Consider the following 15,133-nt stretch of genomic DNA (forward strand, 5'->3'; position numbering starts at 1 on the left):
AACAACGAAACTTCCCAACAACGAAACAATGCAATTATGCAGGGCGAACCCCCAGTGTATGGCAGATGGCGTAACTCAATTCCGCTCGGTTCAGGGTATAAAAATGAAAATCCTTCACCCCTTCACGACTGAGAATTTTCACCATATCCATGGCAATAGATGCTCCCACTAAATTGCGACTTTCCGGGTCGTCATCCAATCCTTCAAACATTCTGGTCATCCAGCTTGGGATGCGGACGTTAGTCATCGTGGCGAATCGTTGTAGTTGACGAAAGTTCGAGACAGGCAAAATCCCCGGCACAATTTCTACATCAATCCCCGTTGCGACACAGCGATCACGAAAACGGAGATAACTTTCTACATCAAAAAAGAATTGGGTAATGGCGCGATTAGCTCCGGCGTCAATTTTATGTTTTAAATTAATCAGGTCTGACTGCGCGCTTTTCGCTTCTGGATGTACTTCTGGGTAAGCCGCAACGGAAATATCAAAATCCGCCTCTTCTTTTAATAGCTCAACTAAATCAGCACCATACATTCCTGGTCTACAACTATTATTAGGTAAATCGCCCCGCAATGCCACGATATGACGAATGCCACTTTGCCAATAATCATGGGCAATAGTGCGCAGTTCTTCACGGTTGGCATCAATGCAAGTCAGGTGCGGAGCTGCATCAAGGCCAGTTTTTTCTTTGATTCCTTTGATGATGCTGTGGGTACGATTACGCTCACCAGAGTTGGCACCATAGGTGACGGAAACAAATTTAGGTTTCAGCTTGCTTAAGCGATCAATAGATTTCCACAGGGTTTGTTCCATCTCAGCAGTGCTGGGTGGAAAGAATTCAAAGGAAACTCGAATCTGCCCTTCAAGTTCAGCCAGATTCTGATTCAGCGCTTCTCGCTGATTTGCATGGAAAAAACTCATACCCTGTGCCCTCGTGAACAATCGGATCTTTTTTGTGATATCCGCTTACGTTTAGATGCTTAAATGTTTATATGTCTATCCGTTTAGATGTCCAAATAGAATGGTTGAAGCTGGGTTTTTAGTCAATCGAGAAATGTCTTATTCCCAATGAGGAATATTCAAAGTGATCAGGAAAGAAATTCATGTTTGGGGTGGCACATGGGAATGTGGCGAACAATCGGCTATTATCGGTAAGAACGGCGTGGCGCTGCAAATCGTTGGCCAAACAACCCCAACTGATCGGCGGCGCGATCCGCAGCCCACAGGGCAAGGTGGAACTCGGTGAGAGCAAAGTCAGCCAGGAGGACGTCAGCGGTCAGCATCATCGGAGTGGCGGTCGCGTCAATACGAGCATTACGGCAGGCGGTCTGGATTGGGACCACGGTCCCAATCATTTTCGGCCCACTCTTAATAGAGACAAAACGAAAAGCTTCAATGTACTCACTGAGGTTATTATATGTAGTGAAAGTTAACCACCATCCAAACAAAAATGCTCTACAAGCTGTGAAAGCAGTTTTCTTGTTGGTTCAATAAATGCCATGTCCAAAAATTCATCGGGCTGATGCGCCTGTTCAATCGACCCCGGTCCCAAGACCAATGTCGGGCACAGTTCCTGAATAAAGGGCGCTTCCGTACAGTAATTGACTGTATCCGCTTTTGTTCCCAACAATTTTTCAATCACGCCAACCAGTTTGTGGTCTGTCGGGCACTCATAACCCGGAATGGGTGGGTGAAGTTCTGTCACGCTCAGGCGTCCCGGCCAGCGCTGTTTCACGGGTTCCAGTGCGTCATTCAGCAATCCGTTCAAATCCTGTAAGGTCAGTCCGGGAAGCGGGCGGATATCCATATGCAGTTCACAGCAGGCACAAATGCGGTTTGCGGCATCTCCGCCGTGAATATGACCGAAATTCATGGTGGGATAAGGAATGACGAAAGCCGGATTGTGATAACGCTCCTGCAAAGTATTACGTAGTTTTATCAGCTGGGTGATGGACTCGTGCATCAGATCAATAGCATTGACGCCCCGTGCCGGATCACTGGAATGCCCTGATTTTCCTTCTATGCGGATTGCTTGGGCCATATGCCCTTTATGGGCGTGGATTGGCTGTAATGATGTGGGTTCGCCTATGATAGCGAAATCAGGCCGAATGTTGGCATTGGCAGCAAAATAACGCGCACCTGCCATTGATGTTTCTTCGTCAGCAGTAGCCAAGATATAAAGGGGATGAGACAGTTTGCTGACATCAATATCCCGTACTGCATCAATGATAAAGGCAAAAAAGCCCTTCATGTCCGCCGTGCCGAGACCATATAACTTGCCATCGCGCTCTGTCAGTGTGAATGGATCTTGTGTCCAGCATCCCTCATCAAAAGGGACGGTATCCGTATGACCACATAGCAGCAAACCACCTGAACCACTACCCAATGTTGCCAGTAGATTGAATTTGCCCCGGGTTTCAGGGACGGGTTGAATTTCAATCGAAAAACCAATCTCTTTTAGCCATTCCGCCAGTAGATTGATAACAACTTCATTACTTTGGTCTAGTTCAGCATCATTTGCGCTGATAGATGGAGCTGCAATGAGCTGATGATATAACTTAATAAATGCCGGTAATTTCATATTCACTGTTGACAGCCCTTACTCATAATAGTATCAATATTCATGCAGATTAATTGCATACAAATGCAATTATATCGTTGGTTAACACTGTTGGTTAACACTAATAAGGTGAATAAATCCCATGCTGAATACATTGATAGTTGGTGCCAGTGGTTATACCGGAGCTGAGTTAGCAGCATATCTGCAACGTCATTCCCATGTCCACATCTCCGGCTTGATGGTTTCTTCTCAAAGTTCAGATGCGGGAAAGCCTTTTTCAAAACTTCATCCGCAATATAAGGGCATCCTTGATTTGTCCTTACAACCATTGACTGATGTGTTTGAAGCAGCGAAAGGTATTGATGTGGTTTTCCTCGCAACTGCTCATGAAGTCAGTCATGACATTGCACCGTTATTTCTGGAAGCGGGCTGTATTGTGTTTGATTTATCAGGTGCCTACCGAGTACAAAATACACAGTTTTATAAAAAATACTACGGGTTCGAGCATAAAAATGCCGCATGGTTAGCGCAAGCTGTGTACGGGCTGGCAGAGTGGCAGGCAGAAAAAATCAAGCAAGCACGATTGATTGCGGTTCCCGGATGTTATCCCACTGTTTCCCAACTTTCATTGAAGCCATTGCTTGAAAAAAATTTACTGGATACCGGGCATTGGCCTGTCATCAATGCGGTCAGTGGTGTCAGCGGCGCAGGGCGGAAGGCATCAATCATCAACAGCTTTTGTGAAGTGAGTTTGCAGCCTTATGGTGTTTTTAATCATCGTCATCAACCTGAAATTGCAACGCATTTAGGCACTGAAGTGATCTTTACACCTCATTTGGGCAATTTTTCACGAGGGATTTTGGCCACAATCACCTGCAAATTGAAATCCGGTGTAACAGAAGAACAGGTTAGTGAAGCTTATCAGCAGGCGTATCACGATAAACCACTGGTTCGTTTATACAGCGAAGGATTCCCCGCGTTGAAAGCTGTCGTTGGTTTGCCGTTCTGCGATATTGGTTTTGCTGTTCAGGGGCAACATCTGATTATCGTGGGTGCTGAGGATAATTTGTTGAAAGGTGCAGCAGCACAGGCGGTGCAATGCATGAATATTCGTTTTGGGTATGAAGAAACGCAGGCGTTGCTTTAAGTTCATTCCGAAAAATTAAGATTCCGACAAATTTAATACTGACAGAGGATAAAGCCGATGGTTCCGTTAGTTATCAAGTTGGGTGGTGTGTTATTAGACAATGAAGAAGCGCTGGAGCGGTTATTTACTACGTTGCAGTTATACCGAAAAACTCATAAACGTCAGCTGATTATTGTGCATGGTGGTGGTTGTTTGGTTGATAAGCTGATGCAGAAATTGCAGTTGCCGATTTTGAAGAAGCAGGGCTTGCGGGTCACACCGGAAGATCAAATCGATATTATTGCAGGCACATTGGCAGGGACTGCTAACAAAAAGTTGTTGGCATGGGCAACAAAGCTCCGTTTACCTGCTATTGGGTTATGTCTGGGAGACGGAGGCGTTGTGACGGTATCCCAACTTGATAAAGAGTTTGGGCACACAGGAAAAGCGCTGCCGGGGAAACCCGATCTCCTGAAAATTTTGCTGGATGTGGGCTATATACCGATTATCAGCTCAATCGGTATCACCGAACATGGTGAATTAATGAATGTGAACGCCGATCAGGCGGCAACTGCCATCGCTCAGGTGTTAAATGCGGATTTGGTTTTTTTGTCTGATGTCAGCGGAATTCTGGATGGAAAAGGTCAAAAAATCCCGGAAGCCACGGCGGAAAGGATCGAACAGTTAATTGAACAGGACATTATTACCGACGGCATGATAGTGAAAGTAAAAGCAGCATTGGATGCGGCAAAAACACTTGGGCAACCCGTGGATATTGCGAGTTGGCGACATGCAGAGCAGTTGGTTGCTTTATTTAATGGCATACCCGTTGGCACACGAATTCTGGCGTAATTAAAAAGGTTACTTCTATGACTAAAAATATTAAAAAAATCGTTCTGGCATATTCAGGTGGTTTAGATACTTCCGCCATTATTCCGTGGCTGAAAGAGAATTATGGTAATTGTGAAGTCATCGCATTTGTTGCTGATGTTGGGCAAAGTCGTGAAGATTTGGACGGTGTGGAGCAGAAAGCATTGCGTTCCGGTGCTTCTGAATGTCACGTTGTCGATCTGCGTGAAGAGTTTATCAAAGAGTATGTTTATCCCGTGCTGAAAACGGGTGCGTTATATGAAGGTAGCTATTTGCTTGGCACATCAATGGCTCGCCCAATCATTGCCAAGGCTCAGGTTGAACTCGCGCTGAAAGTGGGAGCGGATGCTGTCGCCCACGGTGCAACCGGTAAAGGTAATGATCAGGTTCGGTTTGAAAGCACGTATACCGCGCTGGCACCACATCTGAAAGTGGTTGCCCCGTGGCGGGAATGGGATTTGCGTTCCCGTGAGGCACTGCTGGATTACCTGAAAGTGCGTGATATCCCCACGACCGCGACGCTGGAAAAAATCTATAGCCGTGATGAAAACGCATGGCACATTTCAACCGAAGGTGGTGTTTTGGAAAGCACATGGAATGCAGCCAATAAAGATTGTTGGGTATGGACAGCAGAACCCGAAGATGCACCGAATGAACCAGAATATGTCACGGTGACAGTTGAAAAAGGTGAAGTGGCTGGTGTGAACGGTCAGGCATTCTCACCGTATCAGTGTCTTAACGCGCTGAATGAGTTGGGGGCTAAGCATGGCATTGGCCGGATTGATATTGTAGAGAACCGTTTGGTGGGCATGAAATCCCGTGGTTGTTATGAAACACCGGGGGGAACCATCATGATGGAAGCGTTGCGTGGCATTGAACAGTTGGTTCTGGATCGCGATAGCTTCAAATGGCGTCAGCAGTTGGGATTGGAGATGTCTTATGTTGTCTATGATGGACGCTGGTTTGCTCCGTTGCGTCGGTCAATTCAAGCCGCAGCTGAAACATTGGCTGTCAGTGTCAGCGGTGAAGTTGTTCTGAAACTGTATAAAGGACAGGTGACAGCTGTGCAGAAAAAATCTGCCTATAGCCTCTATTCTGAAGAGTTCGCCACTTTTGGTGAAGATGAGGTGTATGACCACAGTCATGCCGAAGGTTTTATCCGCCTGTATTCGCTTTCTTCACGCATTCGTGCGCTGAACAGCACAAAATAGTGATAACCAATTCTTGGCAATCAACAGTAATTAGACATACCCAATGGATTTCAAGATGCAGCGCGGCCAACAAAGCAGCAACTTGAAAGACGACGGGTATAGAACAGGAACGATATTATGGCACTTTGGGGCGGGCGTTTCAGTCAGGAAGCCGATCAGCAGTTCAAGCAATTCAACGATTCACTGCGTTTTGATTATCGTTTGGCAGAGCAGGATATTGTAGGCTCGGTAGCATGGTCAAAAGCACTAGTTACGGTAGGAGTATTAACTTCAGGAGAGCAACAAAAGCTGGAACTGGCTTTGAACGAGCTATTGGATGAAGTGCGAACCAACCCCAAGGCCATTTTACAAAGCGATGCGGAAGATATTCATAGTTGGGTAGAAGGGCAACTTATCGGGAAAGTGGGAGATTTGGGTAAAAAACTTCACACGGGGAGAAGCCGTAACGATCAGGTCGCAACTGATCTGAAATTATGGTGCAAAGATCAGATTGCCCATATTCAGAAAGCACTTGTCGAGTTGCAACAGGCGTTAGTGAGCACGGCTGAGAATAATCAGGATGCAGTAATGCCGGGTTATACCCATTTGCAGCGGGCGCAACCCATCACGTTTGCTCATTGGTGTCTTGCTTATGTGGAAATGTTGGCCCGTGATGAAAGTCGTTTGCAAGATGCACTGAAACGGTTGGACGTCAGCCCGTTGGGATGTGGTGCGCTGGCTGGAACTGCTTATGATATCGATAGGGAACAATTGGCATCATGGCTTGGTTTTGCTTCGGCGACAGGCAACAGTCTGGACAGTGTTTCTGATCGCGACCATGTTTTGGAGCTGTTGTCAGGTGCAAGTATTAGCATGATTCATCTTTCCCGTTTTGCGGAAGACTTGATTTTCTTCAACAGTGGGGAAGCAGGGTTTGTTGAATTGTCAGATCGAGTGACATCCGGCTCTTCCTTGATGCCACAAAAGAAAAATCCCGATGCATTGGAGCTTATTCGTGGCAAGTGTGGACGGGTTCAGGGGGCATTGACGGGGATGATGATGACGCTGAAAGGGCTTCCCCTCGCTTACAATAAAGATATGCAGGAAGATAAGGAAGGCTTGTTTGATGCACTGGATACATGGCTGGATTGCCTGCATATGGCGGCGCTGGTGTTGGATGGCATTCAAGTAAAACAGGCTCGTTGTGAAGAGGCGGCAAAGCAAGGGTATGCAAATGCGACTGAATTAGCCGATTATCTGGTCGCAAAAGGCGTGCCATTTCGTGAAGCACACCATATCGTCGGTGAAACTGTAGTGGCTGCCATTGCTAACGGTAAGGCGCTGGAAGAGTTTTCTCTGCTTGAATTGCAAAAATTCAGTGATGCCATTTCTGTGGATGTTTATGACGTTTTATCACTGCAATCTTGTCTGGATAAGCGTCTGGCAAAAGGAGGGGTTGCACATGAACAAGTGAAGCAAGCGATTGTTCAGGCGAAGCAGCGATTTAGATAAAAACACGAATAATTACCATTGGTTGATAGTTTTTTCTTCTCGTGGATATAATGATTCATTGATCAATACTATCATTGATATCAAATGCTGAGGTTGGGAATGAATATCCGCGATCTGGAATACCTTGTAGCACTTGCTGAATACCGGCACTTTCGTCGAGCTGCTGATGCCTGTCATGTCAGCCAACCAACACTGAGCGGGCAAATCCGCAAGCTGGAGGATGGGTTGGGCGTGATGCTGTTGGAGCGCACGAGCCGCAAGGTATTATTTACCCAACAGGGTATGTTGCTGGTGGAACAGGCCAAAACCGTATTGCGGGAAGTGAAGGTCTTGCAGGAGATGGCTTCCCTTCAAGGCGAAAGTATGTCTGGGCCGCTGCATATTGGCCTTATTCCGACAGTCGGTCCCTATCTCCTGCCTCTTATCATTCCTGCACTGCATAAATTATTTCCTAAATTGGAAATGTACCTGCATGAAGCTCAAACCCAAAACCTGCTGGCACAGTTAGATAGTGGAAAGCTTGATTGCGTGATTTTGGCTCTGGTGAAAGAAACAGAAGCATTTATTGAGGTACCGCTTTTTGAGGAGTCGATGAAATTAGCGGTGTATGAAGGCCATAAGTGGTCAGAGAGAACTCAAATCAACATGAATGAACTGTCCGGTGAGAGATTATTAATGCTGGAAGATGGGCACTGTTTGCGTGATCAAGCGATGGGGTTTTGTTTTCAGGCCGGCGCTAAAGAAGATATGCATTTCAGGGCAACCAGTCTGGAAACGCTGCGGAATATGGTGGCCGCAGGGAGTGGTATTACCTTGCTGCCTGCCTTAGCAGTTCCAAAAGAGGGTAAGCGTGATGGTATTTGTTATCTGGAATGCAAAGAGCCGGAACCCCAACGTTCAGTTATATTGGTTTATCGTCCCGGTTCACCTCTGCGTGGTCGCTATGAGCAATTGGCAGAGGCGATCCGAACTAAAATGGGTAATTATTTAGACGAACTCGGAAAAATATCAAAATAACCGATTTAACCCATTGAGTGCTGCAACACGGTAAGCTTCGGCCATTGTTGGATAGTTGAAGGTTGTATTAACGAAATATTCGATATTATTGCCTTCACCTTTTTGTTCCATTATGGCCTGACCGATATGAATGATCTCTGCGGCCCGCTCGCCAAAACAATGAATACCCAAAATCTGTTTTGTTTCACGGTGGAACAGGAGCTTGATACTGCCGACATTCATACCTGCAATCTGTGCTCTTGCCAGATGCTTGAATTGAGCACGTCCTACCTCATAAGGAATTTTCATTGAGGTCAGTTGCTGCTCTGTTTTGCCAACAGAACTGATTTCAGGAATGGTATAAATCCCTGTTGGGATATCTTCCACCAAATGCAGATCAGCTTCTCCTGTCGTCATTGCTTTTGCCGCAATGCGACCCTGATCGTAGGCTGCTGAAGCTAAACTCGGGTAACCGATGACATCACCAACTGCGTAGATATTTTTATTGCTGGTTTGGTAGACGCGATTAACTTTGAGTAAGCCCCGGCTATCTGTTTCCAATCCGACATTTTCCAACCCTAACGTATCTGTATTACCCGTTCGGCCATTGGCATACAGAAGGCAGTCTGCTTTAACTTTCTTGCCGGATTTCATGTGAACAATCACACCATCATCAACACCTTCAATCTTTTCGTATTCTTCATTGTGGCGGATGATAATGCCACTATTCCAGAAGTGGTAGGACAAGGCATCAGACATCTCTTGATCAAGGAAAGAGAGCAGGTGATCACGTGTATTGATCAAATCAACCTTAACACCTAATCCCCGGAAGATAGAAGCATATTCACAGCCAATCACCCCTGCACCATAAATAATCACGTGGCGCGGTTCGTGATCCAGTTGCAGTATGGTATCGCTGTTATAAATACGGGAATGGGTAAAATCGACATCAGGAGGGCAATAAGGGCGGGAACCAGTGGCAATGATGATTTTGTCCGCACTCAATACGTCAACACTATCATCGGCATAACGCACACTCACCCGATGCTCATCAATAAGTGTTGCTTCTCCAGAAAACATTCGGCACCGATTGCGTTCATAAAACCCTTGGCGCATTTTGGTTTGCTGGTTAATAACGACTTCAGCATGGCGCAGTATTTCAGAAAATGAGGAACGAAGAATGCGGGAGTTATCACTGTAGAGGGGATTTTGATTAAATTCGATAATACGGCTGACGGCATGACGGAGAGCTTTCGACGGAATAGTTCCCCAATGGGTACATCCACCACCGACATTATTATAACGTTCTATCACTGCAACGTTTTTATCTTGTTTCACTAACCCCATTGCTGCTCCTTCCCCACCGGGACCAGAGCCAATCACAATGGCATCAAAATGAGTATATTGCATAGAGGAATGACCTGTTTTTACACAAAATAACAACTCTATCTTAACATTAGTTGGAGTAATAACCCAATGAGCATATGGTTTTTATCTCATTGTTTAAAAATAAAATAGAAAAACCCCGAATAATATCTTTAAGAGAACAATCACAGCAAACTAAGCAGAATCTGTTATATTTGCCCCATTATCGAGTTGAGACAGATCAGGATTGTTGTGAGTAACGTAACTGGCATCAGAGCAAAACAGAAAGAAAAAACCCGTCGCTCCCTGATTGAAGCGGCATTCAGTCAACTTAGTGCTGAACGCAGTTTCACTAGCTTGAGTCTGCGGGAAGTGGCTCGGGAAGCGGGTATTGCACCGACTTCTTTCTATCGTCATTTTCGGGATGTAGATGAGTTAGGGCTGACGATGGTGGACGAAAGTGGTTTGATGTTACGCCAATTGATGCGTCAGGCTCGCCAGCGTATTGCAAAGGGTGGCAGTGTCATCCGAACGTCTGTCTCAACGTTTATGGAATTCATCGGCAACAACCCTAATGCATTCCGCCTGCTGCTGCGTGAACGTTCTGGCACATCGGCTGAATTTCGTGCGGCTGTAGCACGAGAAATCCAACATTTTATTGCTGAACTGGCAGACTACCTCGAGCAAGCGAGTCATATGCCACGTCATTTTACTGAAATACAAGCCGAGGCGATGGTAACCATTGTATTCAGCGCAGGCGCAGAAGCGTTGGATATTGATGAGGAGAAAAGATGCCGTCTCGAAGAACGTTTAGTTTTACAACTCCGCATGATTTCCAAAGGCGCTTATTATTGGTATCGTCGTGAGCAAGAAAAAAACACTGTCCCTAAAAACGATCCCTAAACCTTCTGAATAATAAAAGGAGAATAATACGATGGAACAATACCGCCAAGATAAAAGCACAATGTTGCTGGCTCTTATCGTTGGTCTGGCAACACACGGAACTTTCTCAACATTTTTCAATTCTTATATTTCTTTTTCCATTTTTCCAATTATTGCACTGGTACTTTCTCTGTATTGTCTCCATCAACGTTATTTGAATTATCCAATGGCTGAAGGATTACCAAAACTCACGATAGGATGTTTCTTTTTAGGAATGTTCATGTACAGCGCATTTATTCGGATGGAATATCCGGAAATTGGCTCTAATTTCTTTCCTGTTGTCATTGGTACTGCACTGGTATTCTGGATTTACCTAAAGGTGAAAGGGCGTAAACAGCAGGCGATACTGACGTCAGAAAGCCAAAACTGATAGTTTCTGGCCCCATGGTTCAACAAAAACGCCACAAGAATAGCTCTGTGGCGTTTTTGTTTTTGGACAGTTTGATGACGACTAGCCTCTTTTTTCGAGCAGTACACCGCATTCCATATGGTGGGTATAAGGAAACTGATCAAAAAGTGCCAGTTTGCTGACATTGTGGGTTTGTGTCAGTGTTTCCAGATTTTGGCAGAGCTTTTCTGGATTGCAGGAAATATACAGGATACGTGGGTACGCTTGAACCATTTTGACGGTTTCTTCATCCAATCCACTGCGCGGAGGATCAACAAAGATGGTTTCACATTGATAACTTTTTAAATCAACCCCTTGTAGTCGGTTAAACTCCCGCTCGCCATTCATCGCTTGTGTAAATTCTTCCGCTGACATACGGATAATTTGTACATTATCAATCTGATTTGCTGTGATATTAAATTGTGCGGCAGCAACTGAAGGCTTAGCAATTTCCGTTGCCAGTACTCGGTCGAAATTCTGCGCCAGTGCCAGAGAGAAATTGCCATTACCACAATACAGCTCAAGCAGGTCGCCTTTTGAGTCTTTGGTGATATCAATTGCCCACTCCAACATATGAATATTGATGCTGGCATTAGGTTGCGTAAAGCTGTTTTCAACCTGACGATAAATCATGGTGTTACCAGCAACAGATAATTCTTCATCTATATAATCATGGTCGAGCATGATTTTGGTTTTTGCTGCGCGTCCGATAAGTTGGACATCAAAACCTTTTGCCATTAATTGGCTACGCAGAACGATTGCCTGTTCACGCCACTCATCATCCAGTTTTTTATGGTAAAGCAGGGAGACAATGATTTTGTTGCTACGAGTGGAAAGGTAATCTATCTGAAACAGTTTGTGGCGTAATATTGAGTTATCTTTTACACCCGCAATGATGGCCTGCATCATGCTGTTGATGAGTTGATTGGCAACTGGAAACTGATCGATGCGGATACGCTGCTTGGTCTGCTGATCAAACATAATGTGGTAGAGGTCATCTTCCTCATGCCAGATACGGAACTCTGCCCGCATTCTGTAATGTGATGCAGGGGAACGGAAAACTTCAGGCTCAGGGGCGCTAAAGGGAGCCATCATTCCTTTTAGGCGGTGGGCCTTCTCCATCAATTGATTTTCATAATTTTCCGTTGGCAAAGCATTCTGCATTATCTGGTTCTCGTATGGTCGCGTTAAGAAAAATTTCCGAGCGGCATTGTAGGGGAAGCGCAAAGGATGTCCAGTTTTCTGGTTTATCAGCTTCTTTTTTTGATGGAGAAGGGTTCTGGACACCTTAAGATCTTCATCGTAGCATGACCCTTTATAGTTAGGTGCATATTGGATGCATAAAAGTTAGATACCACACATCCTCTCATCACAAATCTTATGATAAATAAAAGACATATCCTTTTTTCTGTTGTGTCTGTGGCCGTGTTTTCTGGCTGGAGTCATGTTGCAGTTGCGGATAATCAAGATCCGATAGTCGTTACAGCCAATCGTTTTAAACAGCCGATTTCTTCAGTGTTAGCACCAATGACGGTAGTGACTCGTGAAGATATAGATAATTGGCAATCCAGTAGCTTAGTCGATGTTTTACGCCGTTTGCCGAGTGTTGATATTGCACAGAATGGTGGCATTGGGCAACATTCATCCTTATTTGTTCGTGGCACAAACTCAAATCATACTCTGGTGCTGGTGGATGGTATTCGTTTGAATCAGGCTGGTATTACGGGTTCGGCTGATTTTAGTCAGATCCCAATCTCAATGGTGCAAAGGATAGAATATATCCGTGGTGCCCGCTCTGCTGTATACGGTTCTGATGCCATCGGTGGTGTAATCAATATCATCACAAAGAGAGAACAACGGGGAACCACACTGAATGCCGGTATTGGTTCGAATGGATATCAGAACTATAACGGTTCAACCCAGCAAAAACTCAGTGAGGATACCTTATTAACAGCGGCGGCAGGCTATACCTATACCAAAGGGTTTGATGTGATTGTTGATGGTAAAACAGGAGGGTATCGTCAGCCGGATCGTGATGGCTTTATGAGTAAAATGCTGTGGCTGGAAATAGATCATAAAATAAATGAGCAAGTTAGTGGATTTGCTCGAACCTATGGGTTTAATAACCGGACAGCTTATGATGCATGGAGTATCGGCGATACCGATACTCGCGAATTATTCAGCCGTACTTATGATGCTGGAATTCAATTTAACCAAGGTATTTATTCTTCACAACTAATTGCCAGTTACAGTCATGTAAAAGATTACAACCATGCTCCTGACTATGGACGTTATGGTAAAGCGACCAGCTTGAGTGATTCCAAACAATACAATGTTCAGTGGGGAAACTTATGGCAAGTAGGCCATAGAGCGATCAGTAGTGGCGTGGATTGGAAGCGGGAATCGGTTGCCGCAGGTTCCAATAATATCCCCGTCCAAAAAGATGTCGATAACACAGGATTGTACTTAACGGCACAGCAAAGAATTCATGATTTCACATTGGAAGGAGCAGTGCGTTCAGATAATCATTCTGAATATGATTGGAATACAACATGGCAAACTGGAGCGAGCTGGGAATTCCTTGATGGTTATCGTTTCATCGTTGCCTATGGGACAGCGTTCAAAGCTCCGACTTTGAACCAACTTTATAGCCAATGGGGCAATGAAAGCCTTAAACCAGAAAAAAGTAAACAATGGGAAGGTGGTATTGAAGGATTGACAGATCCACTGAATTGGCGTTTGTCTGTTTATCATAATGAAATTGAACAGTTGATAAATTTTACCAATGACCGTTATGAAAATATTGGTAAGGCTAAAATAAAAGGTGTTGAGTGGACGGGAACAATAGATACTGGCATATTCCAACATCAACTCACATTACAGTATGTTGATCCGCGTGATGGCAATGACCAGCAATTAACTCGCAGAGCTAAACAGCAAGTTAAATACCAATTAGACTGGGAAACTTTCAATGTTGATTGGGGGATAACTTATCAATATATTGGTAAGCGTTATGACCAAGATTATAGTGTGTTCCCTCCGAAAACAGTGAAATTGGCAGGTGTAAGTCTATGGGACATCAACGCCTCATATCCAATCACTGACCACCTTATAATTCGTGCTAAAATAGCTAATCTGTTTGATAAAAATTATGAGACAGCCTATGGCTATCGCACTCCAGGAAGAGAATACTACCTCACCGGCAGCTACAACTTCTGATTTAAATAAGACCGCCCGTCCAACGATTCTGGTTTTTGATTCCGGAGTGGGTGGTTTATCTGTCTATCAAGAGGTCCTACAGGTGTTGCCGGGGCTCCACTATATATATGCTTTCGACAATGAAGCATTTCCTTACGGCGAAAAAACAGCTGAAGTGATTATCGAAAGGGTTGTTCATATTGTTGATATTATTCAAAAAAAACATCCTTTGGCAGTTGTTGTTATCGCCTGTAATACTGCCAGTACAGTCAGTTTACCCACTTTACGCGAACGCTTTCCCTTTCCTGTTGTTGGTGTTGTTCCTGCAATCAAACCAGCGGCAAAACTGAGTTGTAACCGTATTGTGGGCTTATTGGCGACACGTGCTACAGTGAATCGTGACTATACCAAAGAATTAATTACCCGATTCGCTACAGATTGTCAGATACATTCAATAGGATCTGCTGAATTGGTAGAATTGGCTGAGAGGAAGTTGCACGGCAATGATGTTCCACTAGAAGAGTTGGAAAAAATATTGAAGCCATGGCTGAGAATGAAAGAACCACCGGATACTGTCATTTTGGGTTGCACTCATTTTCCCCTGTTAGCAGAAGAACTCTCGCAAATTTTACCCGCTGGAACAAGATTAGTTGATTCAGGGATTGCAATTGCTCGCCGAACGGCATGGTTGGTTAAAAATAAGGGTGATTTGTTTTTAACAACTGAAAATAACTTGGCTTATTGCACAAAAATAGAAGCAAATAGTGAAGCTTTGCGTCCCGTTTTACGTGAATATGGCTTCCCTGTGCTGAAAAAACTACCAATTTAAGTGAGATTTGCCGTAATAATCAGCTGTCGGTAATTTTTTTGAAAAAAACTCTTGTCAGCGGCGGAAAACCCCCTATAATGCGCCACCACTGACCGACGCTGCGCTGAGACAGGCCGCGGCGGGAAGTCGGAAAAGAGCGAAAATAAACGCTTGACT

Annotated in this window: 14 protein-coding genes; 10 read left to right on the plus strand and 4 right to left on the minus strand. The window is 44.7% G+C overall.

The features are described 5' to 3' along the window. Positions 1–34: 34 nt before the first annotated feature. A complete protein-coding gene (gene metF / locus AACQ81_RS08030; protein ID WP_237386936.1) occupies positions 35–922 on the minus strand; it encodes a methylenetetrahydrofolate reductase in 888 nt (295 codons plus the stop codon). A gap of 163 nt (positions 923–1,085) precedes the next feature. Between metF and AACQ81_RS08035 the strand changes: the two genes are divergently transcribed. Next, positions 1,086–1,247 carry a hypothetical protein gene (locus AACQ81_RS08035; RefSeq protein ID WP_237386937.1) on the plus strand — a complete coding sequence of 54 codons (162 nt, stop codon included), beginning with the start codon at positions 1,086–1,088 and terminating at the stop codon, positions 1,245–1,247. 183 nt (positions 1,248–1,430) lie between these two features. Here the strand turns inward: AACQ81_RS08035 and argE are convergent, their stop codons facing one another. Beyond that, positions 1,431–2,588 (minus strand): acetylornithine deacetylase, encoded by a 1,158-nt coding sequence (gene argE, locus AACQ81_RS08040; protein WP_237386938.1) that lies wholly within the window; start codon positions 2,586–2,588, stop codon positions 1,431–1,433. A gap of 115 nt (positions 2,589–2,703) precedes the next feature. Here argE and argC point away from each other — a divergent pair, with 115 nt between their 5' ends. The 5 genes from argC to oxyR all read left to right on the plus strand — a co-directional run bounded on the left by argC (position 2,704) and on the right by oxyR (position 8,276). Further along, positions 2,704–3,708: an N-acetyl-gamma-glutamyl-phosphate reductase gene (argC, locus tag AACQ81_RS08045; RefSeq protein WP_237386939.1), complete on the plus strand. Its 1,005-nt coding sequence runs from the start codon at positions 2,704–2,706 to the stop codon at positions 3,706–3,708. Between the two features lie 57 nt (positions 3,709–3,765). Further along, on the plus strand, positions 3,766–4,539 hold the full coding sequence (gene argB, locus AACQ81_RS08050; protein WP_237386940.1) for an acetylglutamate kinase: 774 nt from the start codon (positions 3,766–3,768) through the stop codon (positions 4,537–4,539). A 17-nt stretch (positions 4,540–4,556) separates the two neighbouring features. After that, positions 4,557–5,768, plus strand: a complete 1,212-nt coding sequence (locus AACQ81_RS08055; RefSeq protein WP_237386941.1) for an argininosuccinate synthase — start codon at positions 4,557–4,559, stop codon at positions 5,766–5,768. 117 nt (positions 5,769–5,885) lie between these two features. After that, positions 5,886–7,259: an argininosuccinate lyase gene (argH, locus tag AACQ81_RS08060; RefSeq protein ID WP_237386942.1), complete on the plus strand. Its 1,374-nt coding sequence runs from the start codon at positions 5,886–5,888 to the stop codon at positions 7,257–7,259. Between the two features lie 99 nt (positions 7,260–7,358). Further along, on the plus strand, positions 7,359–8,276 hold the full coding sequence (oxyR, locus tag AACQ81_RS08065) for a DNA-binding transcriptional regulator OxyR (protein WP_237386943.1): 918 nt from the start codon (positions 7,359–7,361) through the stop codon (positions 8,274–8,276). Here the strand turns inward: oxyR and sthA are convergent. Beyond that, positions 8,268–9,665, minus strand: a complete 1,398-nt coding sequence (gene sthA / locus AACQ81_RS08070; protein WP_237386944.1) for a Si-specific NAD(P)(+) transhydrogenase — start codon at positions 9,663–9,665, stop codon at positions 8,268–8,270. The genes oxyR and sthA overlap by 9 nt on opposite strands. A 207-nt stretch (positions 9,666–9,872) precedes the next feature. On the opposite strand from sthA, the gene fabR reads away from it, so the two are divergent. Together fabR and AACQ81_RS08080 are read left to right on the plus strand one after the other, a co-directional pair. Further along, a complete protein-coding gene (gene fabR, locus AACQ81_RS08075; protein WP_237386945.1) occupies positions 9,873–10,523 on the plus strand; it encodes an HTH-type transcriptional repressor FabR in 651 nt (216 codons plus the stop codon). A 31-nt stretch (positions 10,524–10,554) separates the two neighbouring features. Next, positions 10,555–10,932: a YijD family membrane protein gene (locus AACQ81_RS08080; protein ID WP_237386946.1), complete on the plus strand. Its 378-nt coding sequence runs from the start codon at positions 10,555–10,557 to the stop codon at positions 10,930–10,932. A gap of 81 nt (positions 10,933–11,013) precedes the next feature. On the opposite strand, the gene trmA is transcribed toward AACQ81_RS08080, so the two are convergent. Continuing rightward, positions 11,014–12,114, minus strand: coding sequence for a tRNA (uridine(54)-C5)-methyltransferase TrmA (gene trmA, locus AACQ81_RS08085; RefSeq protein WP_237386947.1), 1,101 nt, complete (start codon positions 12,112–12,114; stop codon positions 11,014–11,016). 216 nt (positions 12,115–12,330) lie between these two features. On the opposite strand from trmA, the gene btuB reads away from it, so the two are divergent. After that, positions 12,331–14,169 (plus strand): TonB-dependent vitamin B12 receptor BtuB, encoded by a 1,839-nt coding sequence (btuB, locus tag AACQ81_RS08090; protein WP_237386948.1) that lies wholly within the window; start codon positions 12,331–12,333, stop codon positions 14,167–14,169. After that, positions 14,114–14,977, plus strand: a complete 864-nt coding sequence (gene murI, locus AACQ81_RS08095) for a glutamate racemase (protein ID WP_237386949.1) — start codon at positions 14,114–14,116, stop codon at positions 14,975–14,977. The genes btuB and murI overlap by 56 nt, the downstream gene beginning before the upstream one ends. Positions 14,978–15,133 lie beyond the last annotated feature (156 nt).

The sequence above is a fragment of the Xenorhabdus sp. Sc-CR9 genome, from assembly GCF_963897815.1.
In the GTDB taxonomy this organism is placed as follows: domain Bacteria; phylum Pseudomonadota; class Gammaproteobacteria; order Enterobacterales; family Enterobacteriaceae; genus Xenorhabdus.

Bases quoted from the DNA above. Each gene is read 5' to 3' on its own strand.
- murI (WP_237386949.1), top strand. From the start codon at position 14,114: ATGGCTATCGCACTCCAGGAAGAGAATACTACCTCACCGGCAGCTACA.
- argB (WP_237386940.1), top strand. From the start codon at position 3,766: ATGGTTCCGTTAGTTATCAAGTTGGGTGGTGTGTTATTAGACAATGAA.
- metF (WP_237386936.1), bottom strand. From the start codon at position 922: ATGAGTTTTTTCCATGCAAATCAGCGAGAAGCGCTGAATCAGAATCTG.
- AACQ81_RS08055 (WP_237386941.1), top strand. From the start codon at position 4,557: ATGACTAAAAATATTAAAAAAATCGTTCTGGCATATTCAGGTGGTTTA.
- oxyR (WP_237386943.1), top strand. From the start codon at position 7,359: ATGAATATCCGCGATCTGGAATACCTTGTAGCACTTGCTGAATACCGG.
- argC (WP_237386939.1), top strand. From the start codon at position 2,704: ATGCTGAATACATTGATAGTTGGTGCCAGTGGTTATACCGGAGCTGAG.
- btuB (WP_237386948.1), top strand. From the start codon at position 12,331: ATGATAAATAAAAGACATATCCTTTTTTCTGTTGTGTCTGTGGCCGTG.
- trmA (WP_237386947.1), bottom strand. From the start codon at position 12,114: ATGCAGAATGCTTTGCCAACGGAAAATTATGAAAATCAATTGATGGAG.
- AACQ81_RS08080 (WP_237386946.1), top strand. From the start codon at position 10,555: ATGGAACAATACCGCCAAGATAAAAGCACAATGTTGCTGGCTCTTATC.
- argH (WP_237386942.1), top strand. From the start codon at position 5,886: ATGGCACTTTGGGGCGGGCGTTTCAGTCAGGAAGCCGATCAGCAGTTC.
- sthA (WP_237386944.1), bottom strand. From the start codon at position 9,665: ATGCAATATACTCATTTTGATGCCATTGTGATTGGCTCTGGTCCCGGT.